The following is a 19,553-nucleotide window of genomic DNA, read 5'->3' as shown; positions in this document are numbered from 1 at the left end:
CGGCCGTCATCGTTCCTCGACGTCCTCACTCGGCGGCAGCGCCGCGATGGCGAGCGCCTCGGCGATATGGCCCGCGATCGCGGCGACGTAGACCTGGTCGCCGGCCTGGATGACCGTCTTCGGATCGGGCAGCAGACCGGCACCGAACCGGATCATGAACGCCACCCTCGCGCCCGTCGCGGCCTCCAGTTCGGTCGCCCGGTGGCCGATCCAGTCCTGGTGCAGTGCGACCTCGGCGACACCCACGTTGCCCGACGGGTCACGCCACTTGGTGGTCTCGCTTTCCCTCAGCAGCACATTGAGGAGCCGGTCGGTGGTCCACGGCACAGTGGCGACTGTCGGGATGCCGAGGCGCTCATACACCGCGGCGCGTTTGGCGTCGTAGATTCGTGCCACCACCCGCCCCACACCGAACGTCTCGCGGGCCACCCGTGCGGAGATGATGTTGGAGTTGTCGCCGGAGGACACCGCGGCGAACGCCCGTGCTTCCCCGATGCCGGCGCGCAGCAACACGTCGCGGTCGAAGCCCATCCCGAGCACGCGCTCGCCGGAGAAATCGGGGGACAACCGGTGGAACGCGGTGGAGTCTCGGTCGATGATGGCCACGTCGTGGCCGATCCGGGAGAGGCTGTCGGCCAGGGATGCGCCCACTCGTCCGCAGCCCATCACCACTACGCGCAACGTTGCGTCCTTTCCACGCGGGCGGCAGCGCGGCGACCCGGGACCTGCGAACAAAAGCGGTTCGCCCCGGCCTGAAACTGCCCGGACCACGGTACAGCCACGCTTGCCGTGGGCATAGTGTTGGCAGTCGTGTCCACGTCATCCACTGCCACGCGCCGCCTGCTGATCGGCCGGCCGCTGCCGAAGCGGATCGCGCTGCCGGTCTTCGCATCCGACGCGGTGTCATCGGTGGCGAAGCCGCACGGCGCGCCGGGCGACGCTCGGCGCGGCTTCCCGGAGTGACCGGCGCAGGGGTGCCTTCCGCTAGCGGGGAAGTGATCCTGACCGTCGGCCCCGCCGCCAACGGCGGTAGTTGCGTGGCGCGGCACGAGGGCCGGGTGGTGTTCGTCCGATATGCGCTGCCCGGTGAGCGGGTGCGGGTCCGCGTCACCGGCGAACGCGGCTCGTACTGGCATGCCGAAGCCGTGGAGATCCTCGAACCATCCGACCAGCGGATCGCGCCGCTGTGCCCGATCGCCGGGCCCGATGGCGCCGGCTGCTGCGACCTGGCGTTCGTCGAGCCGACGGCCGCCCGCGTGCTCAAGGGTGAGGTGGTGGCCAATCAGTTGGCTCGCCTCGGCGGCTACCACTGGGCTCCCGAAGGCGGGCCACGGGCCGAACGCATCGGCTCCGTGGAAGCCACCGGATGGCGGACGCGGGTGCGGCTGGCAGTGCACGGCCCCGGCGAAGCAGCCGGGCGGCCCGGATTTCACCGCTACCACAGTGCCGAGCTGGTCACCGACCTCAACTGTGCGCAGCTGCCGACAGGCATGCTCTCCGGCGTCGGCGACCGGGGCTGGCCGCCGGGTGCCGAGCTACACATCGTTATTGACGATGTTGGCGACCGCCACGTCGTGCGCACCGGTCCCCGTGACCGGGGCGGCCGCCCAGAGGTCGTCGAGGGCAACTACTTCGCGCCGCAGCGTGTGGGTCAGCGGCGGTGGCATGTCCCGGTGACGGGCTTCTGGCAGGCGCACCGAGACGCGGCGCGGGTGTACAGCGACCTGGTGGGCGGGTGGGCGCGGTTGACGCCCGGCATGACCGCGTGGGACCTGTACGGCGGCGCGGGGCTGTTCGCGGCGGTACTGGCGGACGCGGTCGGTCATCGCGGGGGAGTGGTCAGCGTCGACACGTCGCGTGCGGCGTCGAAGGCGGCGCGCCAGGCACTGGCCGACGACCCGCAGGTGCATGTCGTCAACGACTCGGTGCGCCGGATGCTGGGCGCCCAGCGGCGCGGCGCCGACGTCGCCGTCCTAGACCCACCGCGATCTGGGGCCGGGCGTGAAGTCATCGGTTTGCTTTCCGGCACCGGCGTGCCCAGGGTGATCCACATCGGCTGCGATGCGGCTTCGTTCGCCAGGGACGTCGGCCTATACCTCGGGCACGGGTTTGGCGTCGAGGTGCTGCGCGTGTTCGACTCGTTTCCGCTGACCCACCATGTCGAATGTGTCGCGGTGCTCGCTCGGTAGCGGTTCGCGGCGCGGTGGCTACACTGACTGGATGCTTGAACAGATCCGCGGTCCCGCAGATCTGCAGCGCCTTTCTCAAACGCAGCTGAGTGAGCTCGCCGGGGAGATACGGCAGTTCCTGATCCACAAAGTGGCTGCTACCGGCGGTCATCTGGGGCCCAACCTCGGTGTGGTCGAGCTCACGCTGGCGTTGCACCGGGTGTTCGATTCGCCGTACGACCCGATCATTTTCGACACCGGCCACCAGGCCTATGTGCACAAGATGCTGACGGGTCGGTGCCAGGACTTCGACACGCTGCGCAAGAAGGGCGGCCTGTCCGGCTATCCGTGCCGCGGCGAAAGCGAGCACGACTGGGTGGAGTCAAGCCACGCGTCGTCGGCGCTGTCCTACGCCGACGGGCTGGCGAAGGCGTTCGAGCTGACCGGCCACCGTAATCGCCACGTTGTGGCGATCGTCGGCGATGGCGCGCTGACCGGCGGGATGTGCTGGGAGGCGCTGAACAACATCGCCGCCGCGGGCAGGCCAATCGTGATCGTCGTAAACGACAACGGCCGCAGCTACGCGCCGACCATAGGCGGCTTCGCCGATCACATGGCCGGACTGCGGCTGCAGCCGGGCTACGAGCGGCTGCTGGACAGCGGCCGGCGTGCCATCCGCGGCATCCCCGTGATCGGCGAACTGTGCTATCACGCCGTGCACAGCGTCAAGGTCGGCATCAAGGATGCGCTGGCACCGCAAGTGCTGTTCACCGATCTCGGCCTCAAGTACGTCGGCCCGATCGACGGCCACGACGAACACGCGGTGGAGGCGGCGCTGCGCCACGCCCGCGGCTTCAGGGCGCCGGTGATCGTCCACATGGTCACCCGTAAGGGCATGGGCTACCCGCCGGCTGAGAACGACGAGGCGGAGCAGATGCACTCCACCGGGGTGATCGACCCGCTGACCGGGATGGCCACCGCCGTGGCGGGGCCGGGCTGGACATCGGCGTTCTCCGAGGCGCTCGTCGCTTACGGTGCCAAGCGCCGGGACATCGTCGCGATCACGGCCGCGATGCCGGGGCCGACAGGTTTGAGTGTGTTCGGGGAGCGGTTCCCGGACCGACTGTTCGACGTCGGCATCGCCGAACAGCACGCGATGACGTCCGCGGCCGGTCTGGCCATGGGGGGCCTTCACCCGGTGGTCGCGATCTACTCGACCTTTCTGAACCGGGCCTTCGACCAGATCATGATGGACGTCGCGCTGCACAAGCTGCCGGTCACGATGGTGCTCGACCGGGCCGGGATCACCGGGAACGACGGCGCGAGCCACAACGGCATGTGGGACCTGTCGATGCTGGGCATCGTGCCCGGGATTCGGGTCGCCGCGCCGCGGGACGCGACCCGATTGCGGGAGGAACTCGGCGAGGCACTCGACGTCAACGACGGCCCGACGGCCATTCGGTTCCCCAAAGGCGATGTCGGCGAAGATATTCCGGCGCTGAAGCGCCTTGACGGCGTCGACGTGCTGGCGGTTCCGGCTACCGGTCTGTCCGACGAGGTGCTGCTGGTGGCGGTCGGCCCGCTGTCCGCGATGGCGCTGGCCGTCGCGGAGCGGCTGCGTGATCAGGGCATCGGTGTGACAGTGGTCGACCCGCGGTGGGTGCTACCCGTGCCCGACGCGATACGCGACCTCGGGGCATCCCACAAGCTCGTCGTCACGCTCGAAGACCACGGAGTGCGCGGCGGCGTCGGGTCGGCGGTTTCGGCGGCTCTGCGGCGCGCCGAGGTTGACGTGCCCTGCCGCGACATCGGGATACCCCAGCAATTCCTGGCCCAGGCGTCGCGGAAGGAAGTGCTCACCGACGTCGGTCTCACCGATCAGGACGTGGCGCGGCAGATCACGGGATGGATCGCCGCGCTCGGCACGGTCGACGCTGACGCCGACCTCCGGGAGCAGGTCGACTAGCTCCGGCGTCAGGTCCCGTTACGCCAGCGCCTGCGCGAGCACCGGCACTACCAACTCGCGCTGCCACGGCCGCGCACCCCGGTCACGAACGAATGCCTCGATTGCTTCGGGGATGTCGTCGGCACCCTCCCATTCCCAACACAGCCGGCGCAGCAGATCGGGCGCGAGGAGATTTTCGGTGGGCACGTGAACCTGTTCGGACACCTCGGTCAGCGCTGCGCGCGAAGCTTCTAACCGGGCGGCCGCCTCCGGTTTGCGACGGCTCCAACGAGCCACCGGCGGCGGCCCGTTCTGCGGATCCGGGGGCGTGGGTGGCTCCGGGTTGTCCCGTCCCCGCGCCAGCGCGGCCAGCCACAGGTCGGCGTTGCGACGCTGCCGCGAGCCGCCGAACACCGGCAGAGCCGTCAGATCCTCGACGGTGCCCGGGTCAGCGAGTGCGGCGTCGATGATTGCAGAGTCGGGCAGGATGCGGCCGGGCGCGATGTCGCGGCGACGCGCGATCTGGTCACGCGTCGTCCAGAGTTCACGCACCTCCGCCAGCCCGCGAGCGTCGCGAACCTTGTGGATGCCCGACGTCCGTCGCCATCGGTCCCGCCGTGTCGGAGTCGCAGGCAGCGTACGCAGGTGCTCGAACTCCTGAGCGGCCCACTGCGTCTTACCCTGCCCGGCGAGCACCGCGGCGACCGCGTCCCGCAAGTCGATAAGCACCTCGACATCGAGCGCGGCGTAGTTCAGCCACGCCTGCGGCAGCGGCCGCTTGGACCAGTCCGCCGCGCCGTGCCCCTTTGCCAGGCCCAGCCCGAGCAGCCGCTGCACCATCGCGGCGAGGTTCACGCGGTCGTAGCCCGCCAGCCGGCCCGCCAACTCGGTGTCATACAGCGCCGCCGGTCGCATGCCGACCTCGGCCAGGCAGGGCAGGTCCTGGTCGGCCGCGTGCAGAATCCATTCGCCGCCGGCCAGGACGTCAGCGATCGGGCGCAGCGACACCACCGGATCCCCACCGCCACTGACGGGGTCCAGCAGCACGGTGCCCGCGCCCGCCCGGCGGATCTGGATCAGGTAGGCCCGCCCTGAATACCGAAATCCGGACGCCCGTTCGGCGTCGACCGCGAACGGCCCGTGTCCGGCGGCCAGACGGTCTGCGGCGGCAGCGATTTGGTCGTCGTAGATGGTCAGCTCGGGTACCCCGTCGGCTGGCTGCAGCAGCGGCGTCGGCTCAGGTTCCGGTGACGCGTCGGGCTCTGGTGCCTCGGCCGTCATCTCAAGCGCGGGACCGCGAACCGAGGTCGGTCACCCCCACCGGCGGCAGGCCCGCCGCGCGCTCGAGCACCTCGCAGAACGCCTGGACGTGAGCCTCCAGGTCGGGGGTGAGCGCGGTCCACGACGCGCGCAGTTCGATTTGGTGCGCGCGCGGCGGGCCGGCGATGTCGCCGTAGCGCACCGATGTGGTGGCGGTCACGGTGCCGCCGAGGGCCGTCACCTGACCCGGCCGGGACTCGAGCGCGTCCACCAGCCAGCTCCACGCCACTTCCGGCAGCAGCGGATCGACGGCCTCGCTGGCATCGAGGTCGGCCTGGATGTAGGCGACCAGCCGCATCGTCCCGTCCCATGCTTCGGCGCCCTCGGGGTCGTACAACAGGATCAGGCGCCCGAACGCGTCGCCCTCGGACCGCTCGGGAACGATGTCGGTCTCCGGGTGGCGCACTTCAGCGCCCAGGGCGTAGCTGTACGGCGCCAGCCGCTGCGGCGGCCGGATCGGCCCGAGTTCGATCTCCGGACGCACGACGGCAGCATTCATCGCCGTCACGGCCGCACGGAACGGAGCCGGCTCACCGGAGGTCACCCTTGGACGCTAGCCCATTTGCCCGGACTCGGCCGAAGGCGCGCCGACAATTGCCCGCATGGCAGCATGGGAGGGGAGATGAACCGCCGCGACCTGCCCGAAGCCCCTTATCTGGCTGCGGCGACCGGCCGCAAACCACAACGGGCGCCGGTGTGGTTCATGCGGCAGGCCGGTCGGTCGTTGCCCGAATACCGCGCCCTGCGCGCCCGGCACAGCATGCTGGCTGCGTGCTTCAACCCCGAGCTGGTCTGCGAGATCACTCTTCAGCCGGTACGCCGCCACGACGTCGACGCCGCGATCCTGTTCTCAGACATCGTGGTGCCGCTGCGCGCGGCCGGCATCGCGCTGGACATCGTTGCCGATGTCGGACCGGTCATCGACGATCCGGTACGCACCGCCTCCGACGTCAGGGACCTGAAAAAGCTTGCGCCCGAGCAGGTCTCATCGGTAGGTGAGGCCGTAAGCATGCTGGTGGGCGAACTCGGCGACGTGCCGCTGATCGGGTTCGCCGGCGCGCCGTTCACCCTGGCCTCGTACCTGGTGGAGGGCGGCCCGAGCAAGCACCACGAACGCACGAAGGCGATGATGCTCGGCGAACCGCAGACATGGCATGCCCTGATGACGGCGCTGGCCGACCTGACGATCGCGTTCCTGCAGGTTCAGATCGACGCCGGCGTCGATGCGCTGCAGGTCTTCGATTCGTGGGCCGGCACGTTGTCGCTGGCGGACTACCGCCACCACGTGCTGCCGCACAGTGCGCGGGTGTTCGGCGCGCTGGCGAGCGCCGGGATTCCGATGACGCACTTCGGGGTCGGCACCGCCGAACTGCTGGGCGCGATGTCCGCGGCGGGTGCGACGGTGGTCGGCGTCGACTGGCGCACGTCGCTGGTGGACGCGGCGGCCCGTGTCGAAGCGGGCAGGGCGCTGCAGGGCAACCTGGACCCCGTGGTCCTGCTGGCCGGATGGCCCGTCGTCGAGGCTGAAACGCGTCGGGTCGTCGACGACGGCCGCCGCGCTGTGGACGCGGGTGCCGGCGGGCACATCTTCAACCTCGGCCACGGTGTGCTGCCCGATTCCGATCCCGACATCCTCACCGAAGTGGTGGCACTGGTGCACTCCCTGTGATCCGCTCGTATTGCGTTGTAGGCGGTGGGATTTCGGGTCTAAGCGCCGCCTACCGGCTGCGGGTGGTGGCCGGTGATCAAGCGCACATCACGCTGTTCGACCCGGCCGACCGGCTCGGCGGCATCCTGCGCACGATCCGGCTGGCCGGCCAGCCGATAGACGTCGGCGCGGAGGCGTTCGTCGCGCGCCGGCCCGAGGTACCTGCCCTGCTCGCGGAACTGGGGATGGCCGATACGCAAGTCGACACGACCGGGGTACGGCCGCTGATCTATGCCGATGGCCGGTTGCATCCACTGCCCGCCGGCACGGTGAACGGGATTCCGACCCGGGCGGAGTCGCTGAGCGGACTTGTCGACGACGCGACCCTGGCGTATGCCGCCTCGGAGCCCACCCGTCCGTTGACCTGGGCGACCGGCGCCGATCCCGCGGTCGCCGACGTGGTGGCTGACCGCTTCGGCGCGCAGGTGGTCGCCCGCTCGGTGGATCCGCTGCTGGCCGGGGTTTATGCGGGATCGGCAGCAACGATCGGCCTGCGCTCGGCGGCGCCCGGTGTGGCGGGCGCACTCGACCGCGGCGCGCGCAGTCTCACCGAAGCCGCCAGGGAGGCGCTGCCGGCGCCGAGCGCCGGGCCGGTGTTCCGTGCGGTGGGCGGCGGCTACCAGGTGCTCGTCGACGAGCTCTCGCGGCGCAGCGGCGCCTACCGGGTCGCCACCGCGATCACATCGCTGCGGCCCGAGTCCGGCGGCTGGCAACTGCACGACGACGGCGGCAACGCCTGGCACGCCGACGCCGCGGTTCTCGCGGTGCCGGCGCCGCGCTTGGGGCCGCTGCTAGCCGAGTTCGCGCCGGCTGCGGCTGCGGCCACAGGGCGGATCCCGGTCGCCTCATCGGTCGTCGTGGCACTCGCGGTGCCACCCGGCACGCCGCTGCCCGACCGGTCAGGCGTGCTCATCGCAAGCGGAGAGGCGTTGCACGCCAAGGCAATTACGCTATCCAGCCGCAAGTGGGGCGGCAGCGGCGCAACGCAGCTGCTACGGCTGAGCTTCGGGCGCTTCGGCGACGACTTGGCCCGCACGGCCAGCGACGAGCAGCTGCTGGAATGGGCGATCGAGGACATGGCGACCGTTTTCGGCGTTGCCGTCGATCCGATCGAATCCCACGTGCAGCGCTGGATCGACGCGATGCCGCAGTACGGGCCGGGCCACGGGCAACTCGTCGCCGCGATCCGGGGCAACCTGCCGAACACACTTGCCCTCGCCGGCAACTACCTCGACGGCATCGGGGTGCCGGCATGCATCGCGTCGGGCACCGCCGCGGCCGCCTTGCTGGCCACGTCGCCCGTGGCACGATAGCTGTATGGCCCGATTGGATTACAACGCCCTCAACGCCTCGGTGCGCTACCTGATGTTTTCGGTGTTCGCGGTGCGGCCCGGGGCTCTCGCCGAGGACCGTGGTGCGGTGGTCGGGGAGACGGCGACGTTCCTCAAGCAGCAGGAGGACAACGGCGTCGTGGTGCGCGGGCTCTACGACGTGGCGGGCTTGCGGGCCGACGCCGATTTCATGCTCTGGACCCATGCCGACCGGGTCGAGGCGCTGCAGGCCACCTACGAAGACTTCCGTCGCACCACCATGCTGGGGCGCGCGAGTAATCCAGTGTGGAGCAGCGTGGCCCTGCACCGGCCGGCCGAGTTCAACAAGAGCCACATACCTGCGTTCCTGGCCGGCGAGGAGCCCGGCAACTACGTTTGCGTGTATCCGTTCGTGCGATCACTGGACTGGTACTTGTTGCCCGGCGAGGACCGTCGCCGGATGCTCGCCGAACACGGCATGGCCGCGCGAGGCTACAAGGATGTGCGCGCCAACACGGTGCCGGCGTTCGCCCTCGGGGACTACGAGTGGATCCTGGCGTTCGAAGCACCCGAGCTGCACCGCATCGTCGACCTGATGCGCGAACTCCGCGCCACCGAAGCGCGTCGCCACACCCGCGCGGAGACGCCGTTCTTCACCGGTCCCCGGGTGCCCGTCGAACAACTCGTCGAGCGGCTCCCGTGATTCGCGAAACCGCCGCGTGGAATGCTATGTCGGGGTCAGCGGGGTGGGGATCATCCGCAGCGAGATCGAATTGATGCAGTAGCGCTGGTCGGTCGGGGTGGGGTAGCCCTCGCCGGAGAACACATGGCCGAGATGGCTGTGGCAGTTGGCGCACAGGACCTCGACGCGGTGCGTGCCAAGCGAATCGTCGGGTCGCAGAATCACCGCCTCCGAACGCGCGGGGTCGAAGAATGACGGCCAGCCGCAATGGGATTCGAACTTCTCGGTGCTGCGGAACAACTCGGCACCACAGGCCCGGCACTGGTACACACCCTCCGTGGTGGTGTCGGTGTATTCCCCGGTGAACGGGCGCTCGGTGCCGGCTCGGCGTAACACCGCGAACTCCTGCGGAGTGAGCTTTTCACGCCATTCGTCGTCGGTCAGTTCGAGTTTGGGCCGCGGTGACGTCATGCGTTCACGCTAGCCCGCTGCTCCCGGGGCGTCATCCACGGCGGGTCGATGCCGGCGTCAAGCCGGTTCTCCGCCCTGGCGTCGAGGTAGCGAAAATACAGCACGCAGAACACGACGACCAGCAGCAGCGACCAACCCCACGTCACCTTCAGGTATTCCGCCGCACGCCCGGTGGTGGGCCAGTGCCCGAGTAACCACCGGTCCGCCGTCAAGAAACCGTAGATCGCCAACCACGACGGCCAGTTGCGGATCACCGAGTTAGGCAGCACCACCGTCATCAAGAACGGGAACAGCATCATCGAGTAGTAAGCCTGTCCGAGTGACAGCACCAGCCACGACCACACCAGCAGCACGCCGGACGAGGTCGCCATCCAGAACAGCGGATCGCGGGTGCGGTAGTAGCGGTAAAGCAGCCACAGCGCGCCAACGGCCAGCGCGGTGAACAACAGGCGCAGGAACACAATCAGCCACATCGGCAACCCGTAGTAGACGCCGTTACCCAGGATCGAGCTGTTGAAGTAGTCGCGGGTGCCCAGGATGTACGGCAGCGTGCGCTTGAAGAAGTTCATCGGGTCGGCGATCAACGGCCATGCCGCCAGGTTGAACGCCACCGGCACCGCGATCGCGGTTACCAGGGCCCGCCACTGCCTGTTGAGCAATGGAAGCAACAACAGCGGTGCCAGCAGCGGCTTGACGACGAGCGTCAACCCGATCGCGACACCGGCCCACCACTGGTGGCCGATCTTTCCATCGAGCAGCCACCGGAAGAACAGCACCTCCAGTAGCAGGACGCATCCGTTGATGTTGGTGAATACGAGTGTGTTGACGACGGTCTCGGTGCAGAACATCGCGGCGAGCAACGCGGGCGCGGCCACCGACGTGATCCCGAACCCGAACAGCCGGAGCAGAAGGTAGCCGGCGACGATGATCGCGATCGTGTTGATGAAGATGAACCAGTACCGCGACGCGTCGACGGGCAGGTAGCCGAACGGGGCCATCAGCAGTGTCCCGCCGGGCGGATACAGGTAGTGCGGGTCGACGTAGTCGAGGTGCTCGTTGTAGATGGCCCAGCCGCGCTTGAAGTTGATCACCGCGCGGTACACCGGCCCGAAGTCGTCGGTGATGTACCCGTTGGTGGCCAGCACGTAGCTGCGGTGGATCACGAACATGATCGCGATCGGCCACAGGATCGACCGCAGCACATAAGACGTGCCGGGCGGGCTGGTCCTGGGACGGAACCAGGTCAAGACGGCGCTGCGGACCGAGCCGCTGCGGGTATCTGGTGGCGTCACGAGCGCACCGTACACCGCCCGCGGAAGCGCCGAGATCAGGCGGGGCAGTAGGTGTCTGTGGGCGGCAGGTTGCCGCTGTCCAGGTAGCCGATCAGCGGTGGCACCGCACAGGGCGCGTAGATGGCGACGCCGTGGCCGATGCCCTGCCACACCACCCGCCTGCTGGCCACGCCGGCGTTGATGACCGCGGCCGACACCGCGCTGACGCCGTCGGAGCCGACCACCGGGTCGTACTGGCCGCCTAGCAGCAACGCGTTGACCTTGAGGCTCTTCGGGTCGGGCGGGGCGTTGCCGCTGGGCCAGTTCAGGCACTTGACGAGGTTCATTGCGCCGACGGCGCCGAACTCGGGATACAGCTTGCCCCACGCGACGACGAGCTCGCGGACACGGTCGGGGGTGGGCCGGTTGAGCGAGTCGCTGCAGCTGTTGACGAATTGCCCGTCGGTCTGGCGCAGCGATTCGGCCTGGTTGATCAGGTTGTTCAGTTGGTTGGCGTCGCCGGACCGCGCGGACGCAACGGCGCCCGCCAGCGCGTTGGTGCTCGACACCCGGTCGCCGTGGGGGTAGGCGAGTGCCGTGCTGACCGCGTCGGCGACCGCGGCCACCGACGCGCCGCCGGGACCATGGCCGGCGCGGGCGTCCGCGAGCATCGCGTCGATCGCCCCCTTCGGGTCGGGTCCCAGCGGGCAATTCACGGCCACGCACTGCGTCGCAAACGCCTCGAGCGCCGCCTGCTCACCCTTCACCTGCTGCTCGGCTGCCGCCTCGGCGGGGACGCCATTGGGAAGCGGCGAGTCGAGGATCAGCCGGGCCACCCTGTTCGGGTGCAGACCGGCGTAGGCCAAGGCGACCTGGGCGCCGTTGCCGATGCCCATCAGCGCCAGCGCAGGAACGTCCCAGGTGCTGCGCAGCTTCTCGATGTCCTCGGCGGCGTGGGAGTTGTCGTAGGCAGAGTCACCGGGCGCGATCGCGTCGGTGCAGTTCGTCGTCGCGGTCATCGTGATCTGGCCGAGGTTGGCGACGGGATCGTCACCCGACGCGAACTGCGCCTGGTTCTGCATCTCCGCCCGATCGGAGGGGTCGCGGCAGTCCAGGGCCGCCGACATCCCCATGCCGCGACGGTCCACCGCGACGACCGGGTGGCTGCGCAGCACGTCGGCGCCGGCCCGCGACAGCCAGACCGGCAGCTGCAGCGACGACGGCATGTCGGATCCGGTCGTGAACACCAGCGGGCCGGCGCCCGGCGGCGTCTCGGGCGAACGGGCGCGGACCACGCCGATGCTCAACGTGCCGGTGGCGCCGTTGATCGGGTCGAGGTCGGCGTCATAGGTCGCGCAGTCGAGCATCACCCCCGCGGGTGGCGGGGAGGCGGCGTCGCCGAACACCTTCGACGTGCAATCCCGCCAGGCCAGGTCGTTCTTGGGAGCCTCGACGGGCGGCGGGCCGCTCGGTTTCGGTGCCGACGTAGCAGGACGGGCGATGCGATCGGAGTTCGTCGCGTAGCGCGGGTTCGCGGCGAGCCCGGGCGCGCACCCCGCCAGCAAAGCGGTCACGGTCACCGCGACGACCGTGACGGCGGTCCGGCGCGGCGAAGGCATGCTGCCCAGAGTAGCCACTGATTTCAGGCACCCCGGGAAAAGAGCTGGTAGAGGTAGCCGTCCACGTCGGTCAGGATGTGCGACGCACCGACCCGGGTCAGCGCGGATGACCCGCAGACCCCGATACGCTTGGCGCCGCCGGCGACCAGCAGCGGCGCCAGCGTCAACGCCAGCTGATCAAGCAAATCCGCCGCGATGATCTGCCCGAGCAGCGTCGGGCCGCCCTCGCACAACACGCGATGCAGGCCGCGCTGAGCGAGCCCGGCCAGCACCACGGCCAGGTCGACGACGACGGGATCGGTGGTCGAGGCGTCGATCACCTCCGCGCGGCCGTGCAGCCGGTCGCAAGTGGCCACGAACGACGCGCCGGCGGTGAAGATCAGCGGCGGCGTTTCCGTGCGCACGAACAGCCTGCTGTCCGGCTCCAACGCACCGGAGGCGGTGATCACCGCGATCGGCGGCACCTCGCGTTGCCCGCGGCCCTGGCGGCGCTGCCGGGCGGGAACGGACAGCTGGGCCCCGGAGTAGTTCTCGGCGCGGACGGTGCCGGCGCCGACAAGCACGACGTCGGCCACTTCGCGCATGACCTTGAAGAGGACCCGGTCGCCCGGTCCGGCAAGGCCGCCCGCGCGGCCGTCGACGGTGGCGGCGCCGTCCAGGCTCGCGATCATGTTGGCCCGCACAAAGCAGCGCGACAGCTCGCCCGGATACTCGTAAAGCTGCGCCAGCTCCGCGACATCGACCTCGCGGACCGGCCCCAGCAGTGTGAAGCGCGTCGCGGCGTCCTCCTCGGTCACAGCCACGATTTCAGCACGTCGCTACAGTGCGAGCATGAGCCGCCCCGACAATGTCGCCCACCTTGTCGATCGGCATCCCACGGTGTCGTCGAAACGGCTCATCGCCCAGCTGGTGCCGCCGCCCACGTTCGCGGGAGTGAGTTTCGAGAGCTATCACCCTGATCCGGCCGAACCGAGTCAGGCCGCAGCCGTGCGATCCACCCGCGAGTTCGGCGAGCTGGCGGTGCAGCGCCGGGCCGGCAGGAAGCGGTTGTTCGGCAGGACCGCGGTCCAGCCCGGCGAGGGGATCTACCTTGACGGCGGTTTCGGCGTCGGCAAGACGCACCTGCTGGCATCGCTTTACTTCGCGCTGCCCGAGGACCCGGCGCATCCCAAGGCGTTCGCCACATTCGGCGAGCTGACCCAGCTCGCCGGTGTGTTCGGCTACGTCGAGTGCATCGACATGCTGGCCGACTACACCGTGGTCTGCATCGACGAGTTCGAGCTCGACGATCCGGGCAACACCGTGCTGGTGTCGCGGCTGCTCTCCGAGCTGGTCGCGCGCGGCGTGTCGCTGGCTGCGACGTCGAACACGCTACCGGAGCAGCTGGGCGAAGGACGTTTCGCCGCTGCGGACTTCCTGCGCGAAATCCACACGCTGGCAGATATTTTCACGACAGTCCGCATCGACGGCCCCGACTATCGGCACCGCGGCATGCCGCCCGCGCCGGAACCGCTGACCGACGAGGAAGTCCGCCGGCGTGCCGACGAGATCGAGGGTGCGACAATCGACGACTTCGACACGCTGTGCGCTCACCTGGCGACGATGCACCCGTCGCGCTACCTGTCGCTGATCGAGGGCGTGGCTGCGGTGTTCGTGACGGCGGTCCACCGCATCGAGGACCAGAACGTCGCACTGCGGCTGGTCGCACTGACCGACCGGCTGTACGACGCGGGGATTCCAGTGGTGGCGTCGGGCGAGAAGCTCGATGCGATCTTCAGCGACGAGATGCTGGCCGGGGGATTCAGAAAGAAGTATCTGCGTGCCACGTCGCGGCTGCTGGCGTTGACCAGTGCGGGCACGGCCGGCGTGGCCTGATTCGTCACAGCCCGCGCACCATCACGTAGTCGTTCTCAACGTGCTCGCCCACGCGAAAGGTCTTGGTGCCGCTGATCGTAAAGCCGTGTTTGGCGTAAAAGCGCTGTGCCCGCCTGTTTTGCTGGTTCACTCCGAGCCACACGCTTTTGGCCGCCATGTCGTTCGCATGCGTCAGGGCGCTCTCCATGAGCGCCGCCGAGACGCCCGCGCCGTGGCTGCCGGGCAGCACGTACATCTTCGACAGCTCGACGGTGGGGCGGACACGAACGGCCCGCTGGACGTCGGCGTCGTGGATGATTCCCCGAATCAGCATGGCGTAGCCGACGATTCGGCCGTTGTCGTGAGCGGTGAGGATCACCCGGTCGGGATCGGCGAGGTAGTCGGCGAACCGCGCGGGGGAGAGGTTGGTCTCGATGAACGCCGCGACGTTCTCCGCTGTCGAGGAGGGCGGGCATGCCAGGGGGAACGTGCGCGCGGCCACGGCGGCCAGTTCCTCGGTCTCGGCGATGTCGGCCACCGCAACGTGCACAGCCATGACGGCTATTACGGCAGCGCCTCGGTGATGTTCCACTGCGCCAGGTGGAAGCCCGTCTTACGGTCGACCAGCACCACACTGGACGGCAGGTCGCGGTAGCAGTCCCACCAGACACCGCCGGCGACGGTCGCACCCTGCGGCGCGTTCAGCAGCGAATACTGGAGCGCGTCGGGAGCGTCGGTGTTTTTCGGCAGGTACGCATCGCCGGTCAGCGTCACCCCGTTGAACGAGAAGATAGTGGACAGGTAGTACGGGCTGGGCACCTGCAACGGGTGCACGACCACGTTCGCCCGGTAGACCCGGACGTTGGGCCACCGCGGCCCATAGCCGAATCCGGGCGGGACGTCCGACGGGTCCATGCTGACGACGGTGACGTCAGCGATGAACTTGTTGTCGGGGTCGTTGACCCGCAGTGTGTCGCCGAGGTGCCCGGTCGGAGCATCGACGGCGGACGCGGACGGGGCGAGGAGTGTGCCGACACCGGCTATCACGACGATCAGACCCATCAGGCAGCGGCGCATCATCCCCTCCTTGGCTGTGTCCGCATGATGGCATAGGCGGGGTCGCTGCGGTAAGGGTCGGGTGTCAATGAACCCAGGGCCCCACGCCGCCGACCTTGTCGATCGCGATGCGTGTCAGATGGCCCGGCGGCGGGTCGTCCATCGGCGGGAACTTCGCGTTCGGTCCGATCATCGTCTTGGCCAGCTCAGCGAGCAGTTCGGGTGCGCCGCCCTCCTCGACGCGGGCAGTGCCGGTGATCGACAGGTAAGGCGTCATCGTGCCGCTGCGGTCGAGGGAGATGACGGTCAGCGCGACGCGCGGGTCACGGCGGACGTTGCGGACCTTCTTGTGTTCACCGAGGTGCGCGGTGACGATCTCGTCGTCGCCCTCCGGTGTGGTCTGCAGCGCGATCCAGACGACGCTCACCTGTGGGCTGCCGTCGGGGTTGAGGGTGACCAAGGTGGCATCGGCACCGTGTCCGATCAGCGCCCGCGCGTAGTGGTCCAGTCTCATGAGCCGAACCCTACGCCGGGGGGCGGCTCAGCCCCTCGGCGATGGATTTGAGCGCATCGGCCAAGCCGGCCTCCACTGCGGCCTTTCCGATGCCGAGCCGGTGCAGCGTGCCGTCGTCGCCCTCGGCTTCGAGCATGGCGAGCAGGATGTGTTCGGTGCCGATGTAGTGGTGGCCCAACCGAAGCGCCTCGCGAAACGTCAGCTCCAGTATCTTGCGTGCCGGGCCGCTGAACGGGACCAGTGCAGGCACGTCCTCCTGGTGGGGTGGCAGCTGCACCGCGGCGCGGATCGATTCGATCTCGGCGCCTTGGTCCTGGATCAGCCTGACTGCCAAGGATGCCGGATCGCTCAGCAAGGCCAATAACAGGTGCGCCGGGGTGATCTCGCTGTTGCCGGCGTCGTGGGCGGCGTTTTGCGCGCTGACCACCGCGTTGCGTCCCCGCGGGGTGAATCGGGCGAACCCCTGGTCGGGGTCGAAAGCGGAGGTTTCAGCCTTGGGTACGAACCTCTTCTGCGCGGCCTGCTTGGTGACTCCCATGCTCTTGCCGATCTCGGTCCATGACGCACCCGAGCGGCGGGCCTGGTCGACGAAGTGGCCGATCAGGTGGTCGGCGACTTCGCCGAGGTGCTCGGCGGCCAGGACGGCGTCGGCGAGCTGGTCCAGCGCATCGGTGTTGACCGTCTTGATCGCAATGATCAGGTCATCCAGGCGGACGGGATAGCCGATCGGGGTGGGCGTCATGCGTCAACTGTAGGTTGACGGAATGAGGGCGTCAACTGTGGGTTGACGCGACCTGGAGAGCGGTGTCTGCGCGATAGTCAAAAACCGTGAATTTGGTTGCCAGCCAGTCATAAGATTTGGCATACGCCGAGGTCGGGGAAGATCCGAGGGAGGCCTGCGATGAGGGGCATGATTCATCGTCTGGCAATTGTCATCGCGGTCGCGCTTGCGCCGCTCGCGTTCGTCACGTTCGTATCGCCGGGGGTGGGTGGAGCAACCGTGTGCGGCGCGGGCACGGTGTTGGATCCAGGCTCCGACACCTGCGTCCCGGCGGGACCGCCACCGGCACCGCCGCCACCACCGGCGGGACCGGCCAGCATGTGTATCGGCGCGCCGGTGCCGTTCGTGCCGATGAGCTGGTGCTTCCCGGTCGGTGGTGGCTGACACAGGTTCACGACGCAGCTAGACCAAGGCGGCGGGCGTCAGCGTCCGCGGTAGCGGGTATCCGCGATTCATGACAGTGAGCCGTGACATGTCCGCGCCTCCCCAGAGCGTCTGGAATGTGATCTCCGACGGGTGGACCTATTCGCAATGGGTAGTCGGGAACAGCCGGATGCGTGCCGTTGACCACGGCTGGCCTTCGCCGGGCACGAGGATCAAGCACTCCATCGGTGTCTGGCCGTTTGTGATCGACGACGAGACCGTCTCACTGGCGTGTGTGCCACTGCAGGAAATCGTCTTGCTCGCCAAGATGGGACCGGTCGGGGCCGCGCGCGTTACCCTGCGCCTCAGCGACATTCCCGGCGGGTGCCGGGTCGAAATGAGCGAGGTGCCTGCCGAGGGGCCGATCAATCTGCTTCCCGATCGCTTGGCGCAGCTCGCCATAAACGTTCGCAACCGGGAGTGCCTCTGGCGCCTCGAGCAACTCGCCGACGCACGCGAGCCCAGCGACGTCGACAACTAGTCCGCTAGTCCGCTAGTCCGCTAGTCCGCGCTCAACCGGGTGGATAGCCACGACGGACGGTCCGATCGAGAATGCCCAGTGTTGCGCGCAGGGCGCCTTCGGACACAACCGGGAAGATGCCGGCCTCCCGCCACGTCGGGTCGATGTCGGACCAGTCGTAAAACGACGTGACGAGCGTGGCCGCGCCGTGGTCGGTTGGCTCGAGCCGGTAGCCGTAAACATGGCCGATCTGCGGGCGGATCTGGCCGAGGATGGTCCAGGAGATCAGCCGGTCCGGTTCGAATTCGCGGATGGTGACGGTGACGTCGTACTTTCCCAGTTGCGGAAAGTCGTTGAGCGACTCGCGGTCCATGTGGACGACGAAGCCGTCGCCGACGCCGCGCACCGGATCGCCGTCGGCGTCCTGCAGCATGCCCGTCGAGTCGATCGCGACGTGGCCCTGTGGGTCACACAGCACCGCGAAGATGTCGGCGGCGGGTGCCGCGATGGTGCGCTGGGTTTCAATGCGTTCGCTCATCAGGCCTCGCAGCCGCTCGGTCGCCGGGCTAGGAAAGAACTACCCGGGGAAGAATCCGTTGCCGGTCAATGTTCCGGCTTGCCATCCCTGATCTCCCAGGCAGAGCAGGGGACGGCCGTCTGGGGCTTGTGCCGCCGTCTGGGGACCGGGGCATGATGCGCCGATCTGCTGGACCCCGTACAGCGGGTACGACACGACCCAGAATCCTGTGTAGACGGGTGGCCACTGGTTGGGGATCCAGTGACATGCCAGGGCTTCACCCCCGGGGCCCCGTCCGAACACGAACCGGTCCGTGTTTTCGCAAGGCGCACCAAGCGCGGCGTCGTAGTTCATCCCCGGCACGTCGCTGGTGTAATGGCCGTTGTCGGCGGCGGCGGCCGGGGCCGTGCTGATGGCAGCCCCTGCGATCGCCCCGGCGATGAACAGTTGACGAATCATGTCCCACCCTCCATGCACCTTGGCCCCGGCAAAGCCTAGCGTTTGTGGCGCGGGCCACAAAGAAGAATCCCGATGATGGGCTGGGCGGGGGTGGGCCTAGCGACCAAGGGTCGCTAGCGACAAAGGGTCGCCAAGGGTCGCTAGCGCTCCAGCACCGAGGTATGGTAAACGGCCTGTCCGAAGGCCCCGTCGTTGACCGGCGCCGCGGGAAGGCCGTTGTCGGCCAAGAGCTGTGCGATCGTCGTGCCGACCGAACGCCACCCGTGGGCGTCCAGGTAGGCGGCGACGTCGTTGCGGTCGCCGGGAAATCCGAGGTCCCAGATTTCGAGGTCGAACCCGTGCTCTCGCCAGCCCCGCGTCGCCTGGCGGATCGCCTCCTCAGCTTGTGCGGGGTCGAGATCGGCTGGATTGTTGAAGGTTTCGGATGCGAGCCGGCTGCCGTCGGCGCTGAGTTCGGTGATGTCGTCCAGCAGCCGGTCCTGGGCCTCCGGAGGAAGGAACCCCAGCAGACCCTCGGCTATCCAGGCAGTCGGCCGGCCGGGGTCGAAACCGGCCTGACGAAGGGCAGTGGGCCAGTCGTGGCGCAGATCTATCGGAATAGCCCGCAGGTCGGCGGTCGGTTCCGCGCCGAGTTCGGCAAGCGTCGCGGTCTTGAACTCGATCACCTGTGGCTGGTCGATCTCGAACACGACCATCGCGGGCGGCCATGGCAGCCGATACCCGCGCGCGTCGAGGCCGGATGCCAGGATGACCGCCTGACGGATGCCTGCCTGTGCCGCGTCGCGGAAGAACGCATCGAAGTAGCGGGTGCGGGCCGCCAACAAATTCGTCATCGGCTGCATGCCCCACGACGCGTTCGGGTCGTCGACGTCGGCGGGCTGCAGTTCACGGGTGGCCCAGCGGGTAAAGAAGTCGACCCCCACGGCGCGGACGAGCGGTTCGGCGAAGGGGTCGTCGATCAGTGGGGCGTCGGCGTTGGTGGCTCTGGCCCTCGC

At 68.7% G+C, this 19,553-nt stretch carries 22 protein-coding genes and 1 pseudogene; 9 read left to right on the top strand and 14 right to left on the bottom strand.

The features are described from left to right. Nucleotides 1-6: 6 nt before the first annotated feature. Nucleotides 7-681, bottom strand: a complete 675-nt coding sequence (locus tag VKG81_RS14665; RefSeq protein ID WP_324397102.1) for a TrkA family potassium uptake protein — start codon at nucleotides 679-681, stop codon at nucleotides 7-9. A 129-nt stretch (nucleotides 682-810) separates the two neighbouring features. Here VKG81_RS14665 and VKG81_RS14660 point away from each other — a divergent pair. The 3 genes and pseudogenes from VKG81_RS14660 to dxs all read left to right on the top strand — a co-directional run. Beyond that, nucleotides 811-915, top strand: a pseudogene (locus VKG81_RS14660) (hypothetical protein); the annotation flags it as partial. A 59-nt stretch (nucleotides 916-974) separates the two neighbouring features. Further along, nucleotides 975-2,189 carry a class I SAM-dependent RNA methyltransferase gene (locus tag VKG81_RS14655; RefSeq protein ID WP_324397100.1) on the top strand — a complete coding sequence of 405 codons (1,215 nt, stop codon included), beginning with the start codon at nucleotides 975-977 and terminating at the stop codon, nucleotides 2,187-2,189. A gap of 31 nt (nucleotides 2,190-2,220) precedes the next feature. Beyond that, nucleotides 2,221-4,134: a 1-deoxy-D-xylulose-5-phosphate synthase gene (gene dxs, locus VKG81_RS14650; RefSeq protein ID WP_324397098.1), complete on the top strand. Its 1,914-nt coding sequence runs from the start codon at nucleotides 2,221-2,223 to the stop codon at nucleotides 4,132-4,134. A gap of 18 nt (nucleotides 4,135-4,152) precedes the next feature. Here dxs and VKG81_RS14645 read toward each other — a convergent pair whose 3' ends face one another. Both VKG81_RS14645 and VKG81_RS14640 read right to left on the bottom strand, forming a co-directional pair. Then, a complete protein-coding gene (locus VKG81_RS14645; RefSeq protein WP_324397096.1) occupies nucleotides 4,153-5,394 on the bottom strand; it encodes a ribonuclease D in 1,242 nt (413 codons plus the stop codon). A 1-nt stretch (nucleotide 5,395) separates the two neighbouring features. After that, on the bottom strand, nucleotides 5,396-5,977 hold the full coding sequence (locus VKG81_RS14640) for a DUF3000 domain-containing protein (RefSeq protein WP_324397094.1): 582 nt from the start codon (nucleotides 5,975-5,977) through the stop codon (nucleotides 5,396-5,398). A 78-nt stretch (nucleotides 5,978-6,055) separates the two neighbouring features. Between VKG81_RS14640 and hemE the strand changes: the two genes are divergently transcribed. From hemE to hemQ, 3 genes are read left to right on the top strand one after another with little or no spacing between them, the layout of a single operon-like run. Beyond that, nucleotides 6,056-7,102: a uroporphyrinogen decarboxylase gene (gene hemE, locus VKG81_RS14635; protein ID WP_324397092.1), complete on the top strand. Its 1,047-nt coding sequence runs from the start codon at nucleotides 6,056-6,058 to the stop codon at nucleotides 7,100-7,102. Continuing rightward, nucleotides 7,099-8,454 carry a protoporphyrinogen oxidase gene (locus VKG81_RS14630; protein WP_324397090.1) on the top strand — a complete coding sequence of 452 codons (1,356 nt, stop codon included), beginning with the start codon at nucleotides 7,099-7,101 and terminating at the stop codon, nucleotides 8,452-8,454. Before hemE ends, VKG81_RS14630 begins: the two co-directional genes overlap by 4 nt. 4 nt (nucleotides 8,455-8,458) lie before the next feature. Continuing rightward, entirely contained in the window at nucleotides 8,459-9,154 is a 696-nt protein-coding gene (gene hemQ, locus VKG81_RS14625; protein WP_324397089.1) for a hydrogen peroxide-dependent heme synthase, read from the top strand. A 24-nt stretch (nucleotides 9,155-9,178) separates the two neighbouring features. Here hemQ and msrB read toward each other — a convergent pair whose 3' ends face one another. Genes msrB through VKG81_RS14605 form a run of 4 tightly spaced genes read right to left on the bottom strand, consistent with a single transcriptional unit; the run spans nucleotide 9,179 to nucleotide 13,291 of the window. Then, the gene (msrB, locus tag VKG81_RS14620; protein WP_324397086.1) at nucleotides 9,179-9,604 is read right to left on the bottom strand and encodes a peptide-methionine (R)-S-oxide reductase MsrB; all 426 of its coding nucleotides are present in this window, start codon (nucleotides 9,602-9,604) and stop codon (nucleotides 9,179-9,181) included. After that, on the bottom strand, nucleotides 9,601-10,911 hold the full coding sequence (gene aftC, locus VKG81_RS14615) for an arabinofuranan 3-O-arabinosyltransferase (protein WP_324397084.1): 1,311 nt from the start codon (nucleotides 10,909-10,911) through the stop codon (nucleotides 9,601-9,603). Before aftC ends, msrB begins: the two co-directional genes overlap by 4 nt. A gap of 20 nt (nucleotides 10,912-10,931) precedes the next feature. Then, nucleotides 10,932-12,494, bottom strand: coding sequence for an alpha/beta fold hydrolase (locus VKG81_RS14610; protein WP_324397082.1), 1,563 nt, complete (start codon nucleotides 12,492-12,494; stop codon nucleotides 10,932-10,934). A 23-nt stretch (nucleotides 12,495-12,517) separates the two neighbouring features. Further along, a complete protein-coding gene (locus VKG81_RS14605; protein ID WP_414685284.1) occupies nucleotides 12,518-13,291 on the bottom strand; it encodes a pyrimidine reductase family protein in 774 nt (257 codons plus the stop codon). A gap of 34 nt (nucleotides 13,292-13,325) precedes the next feature. Between VKG81_RS14605 and zapE the strand changes: the two genes are divergently transcribed. After that, nucleotides 13,326-14,369 carry a cell division protein ZapE gene (gene zapE / locus VKG81_RS14600; protein WP_324397080.1) on the top strand — a complete coding sequence of 348 codons (1,044 nt, stop codon included), beginning with the start codon at nucleotides 13,326-13,328 and terminating at the stop codon, nucleotides 14,367-14,369. Nucleotides 14,370-14,373: 4 nt separating this feature from the next. On the opposite strand, the gene VKG81_RS14595 is transcribed toward zapE, so the two are convergent. The 4 genes from VKG81_RS14595 to VKG81_RS14580 all read right to left on the bottom strand — a co-directional run bounded on the left by VKG81_RS14595 (nucleotide 14,374) and on the right by VKG81_RS14580 (nucleotide 16,660). After that, a complete protein-coding gene (locus VKG81_RS14595; protein ID WP_324397079.1) occupies nucleotides 14,374-14,904 on the bottom strand; it encodes a GNAT family N-acetyltransferase in 531 nt (176 codons plus the stop codon). A gap of 8 nt (nucleotides 14,905-14,912) precedes the next feature. Then, a complete protein-coding gene (locus tag VKG81_RS14590) occupies nucleotides 14,913-15,425 on the bottom strand; it encodes a hypothetical protein (RefSeq protein ID WP_324397077.1) in 513 nt (170 codons plus the stop codon). A gap of 64 nt (nucleotides 15,426-15,489) precedes the next feature. Further along, nucleotides 15,490-15,918 carry a PPOX class F420-dependent oxidoreductase gene (locus VKG81_RS14585; protein ID WP_324397076.1) on the bottom strand — a complete coding sequence of 143 codons (429 nt, stop codon included), beginning with the start codon at nucleotides 15,916-15,918 and terminating at the stop codon, nucleotides 15,490-15,492. Nucleotides 15,919-15,928: 10 nt separating this feature from the next. Beyond that, nucleotides 15,929-16,660, bottom strand: coding sequence for a Clp protease N-terminal domain-containing protein (locus VKG81_RS14580; protein WP_324397074.1), 732 nt, complete (start codon nucleotides 16,658-16,660; stop codon nucleotides 15,929-15,931). 168 nt (nucleotides 16,661-16,828) lie between these two features. Between VKG81_RS14580 and VKG81_RS14575 the strand changes: the two genes are divergently transcribed. Then, complete coding sequence (locus VKG81_RS14575) at nucleotides 16,829-17,083, top strand: hypothetical protein (protein WP_324397072.1); 255 nt, start codon at nucleotides 16,829-16,831, stop codon at nucleotides 17,081-17,083. Nucleotides 17,084-17,153: 70 nt separating this feature from the next. Beyond that, nucleotides 17,154-17,603 (top strand): SRPBCC family protein, encoded by a 450-nt coding sequence (locus VKG81_RS14570; RefSeq protein ID WP_324397070.1) that lies wholly within the window; start codon nucleotides 17,154-17,156, stop codon nucleotides 17,601-17,603. A 31-nt stretch (nucleotides 17,604-17,634) separates the two neighbouring features. Here VKG81_RS14570 and VKG81_RS14565 read toward each other — a convergent pair whose 3' ends face one another. From VKG81_RS14565 to VKG81_RS14555, 3 genes are all read right to left on the bottom strand, one after another. After that, on the bottom strand, nucleotides 17,635-18,120 hold the full coding sequence (locus tag VKG81_RS14565; protein WP_324397068.1) for an SRPBCC family protein: 486 nt from the start codon (nucleotides 18,118-18,120) through the stop codon (nucleotides 17,635-17,637). Between the two features lie 39 nt (nucleotides 18,121-18,159). Further along, on the bottom strand, nucleotides 18,160-18,558 hold the full coding sequence (locus VKG81_RS14560) for a hypothetical protein (protein WP_324397066.1): 399 nt from the start codon (nucleotides 18,556-18,558) through the stop codon (nucleotides 18,160-18,162). Nucleotides 18,559-18,698: 140 nt separating this feature from the next. Beyond that, nucleotides 18,699-19,553, bottom strand: an 855-nt coding sequence (locus VKG81_RS14555; RefSeq protein ID WP_324397064.1) for a class I SAM-dependent methyltransferase, incomplete at its 5' end; no start/stop codon positions are given.

It is taken from the genome of Mycobacterium sp. (assembly GCF_035314905.1).
Taxonomy (GTDB): domain Bacteria; phylum Actinomycetota; class Actinomycetes; order Mycobacteriales; family Mycobacteriaceae; genus Mycobacterium.
This window is presented reverse-complemented; position numbering and strand designations above follow the sequence as displayed.

Coding starts and splice junctions, on each gene's coding strand:
- zapE (WP_324397080.1), top strand. CDS start 13,326: ATGAGCCGCCCCGACAATGTCGCCCACCTTGTCGATCGGCATCCCACG.
- VKG81_RS14595 (WP_324397079.1), bottom strand. CDS start 14,904: ATGGCTGTGCACGTTGCGGTGGCCGACATCGCCGAGACCGAGGAACTG.
- hemE (WP_324397092.1), top strand. CDS start 6,056: ATGAACCGCCGCGACCTGCCCGAAGCCCCTTATCTGGCTGCGGCGACC.
- VKG81_RS14575 (WP_324397072.1), top strand. CDS start 16,829: ATGATTCATCGTCTGGCAATTGTCATCGCGGTCGCGCTTGCGCCGCTC.
- hemQ (WP_324397089.1), top strand. CDS start 8,459: ATGGCCCGATTGGATTACAACGCCCTCAACGCCTCGGTGCGCTACCTG.
- VKG81_RS14570 (WP_324397070.1), top strand. CDS start 17,154: ATGACAGTGAGCCGTGACATGTCCGCGCCTCCCCAGAGCGTCTGGAAT.
- VKG81_RS14580 (WP_324397074.1), bottom strand. CDS start 16,660: ATGACGCCCACCCCGATCGGCTATCCCGTCCGCCTGGATGACCTGATC.
- VKG81_RS14645 (WP_324397096.1), bottom strand. CDS start 5,394: ATGACGGCCGAGGCACCAGAGCCCGACGCGTCACCGGAACCTGAGCCG.
- VKG81_RS14565 (WP_324397068.1), bottom strand. CDS start 18,120: ATGAGCGAACGCATTGAAACCCAGCGCACCATCGCGGCACCCGCCGCC.
- VKG81_RS14610 (WP_324397082.1), bottom strand. CDS start 12,494: ATGCCTTCGCCGCGCCGGACCGCCGTCACGGTCGTCGCGGTGACCGTG.
- VKG81_RS14585 (WP_324397076.1), bottom strand. CDS start 15,918: ATGAGACTGGACCACTACGCGCGGGCGCTGATCGGACACGGTGCCGAT.
- msrB (WP_324397086.1), bottom strand. CDS start 9,604: ATGACGTCACCGCGGCCCAAACTCGAACTGACCGACGACGAATGGCGT.
- dxs (WP_324397098.1), top strand. CDS start 2,221: ATGCTTGAACAGATCCGCGGTCCCGCAGATCTGCAGCGCCTTTCTCAA.
- VKG81_RS14590 (WP_324397077.1), bottom strand. CDS start 15,425: ATGCGCCGCTGCCTGATGGGTCTGATCGTCGTGATAGCCGGTGTCGGC.
- VKG81_RS14560 (WP_324397066.1), bottom strand. CDS start 18,558: ATGATTCGTCAACTGTTCATCGCCGGGGCGATCGCAGGGGCTGCCATC.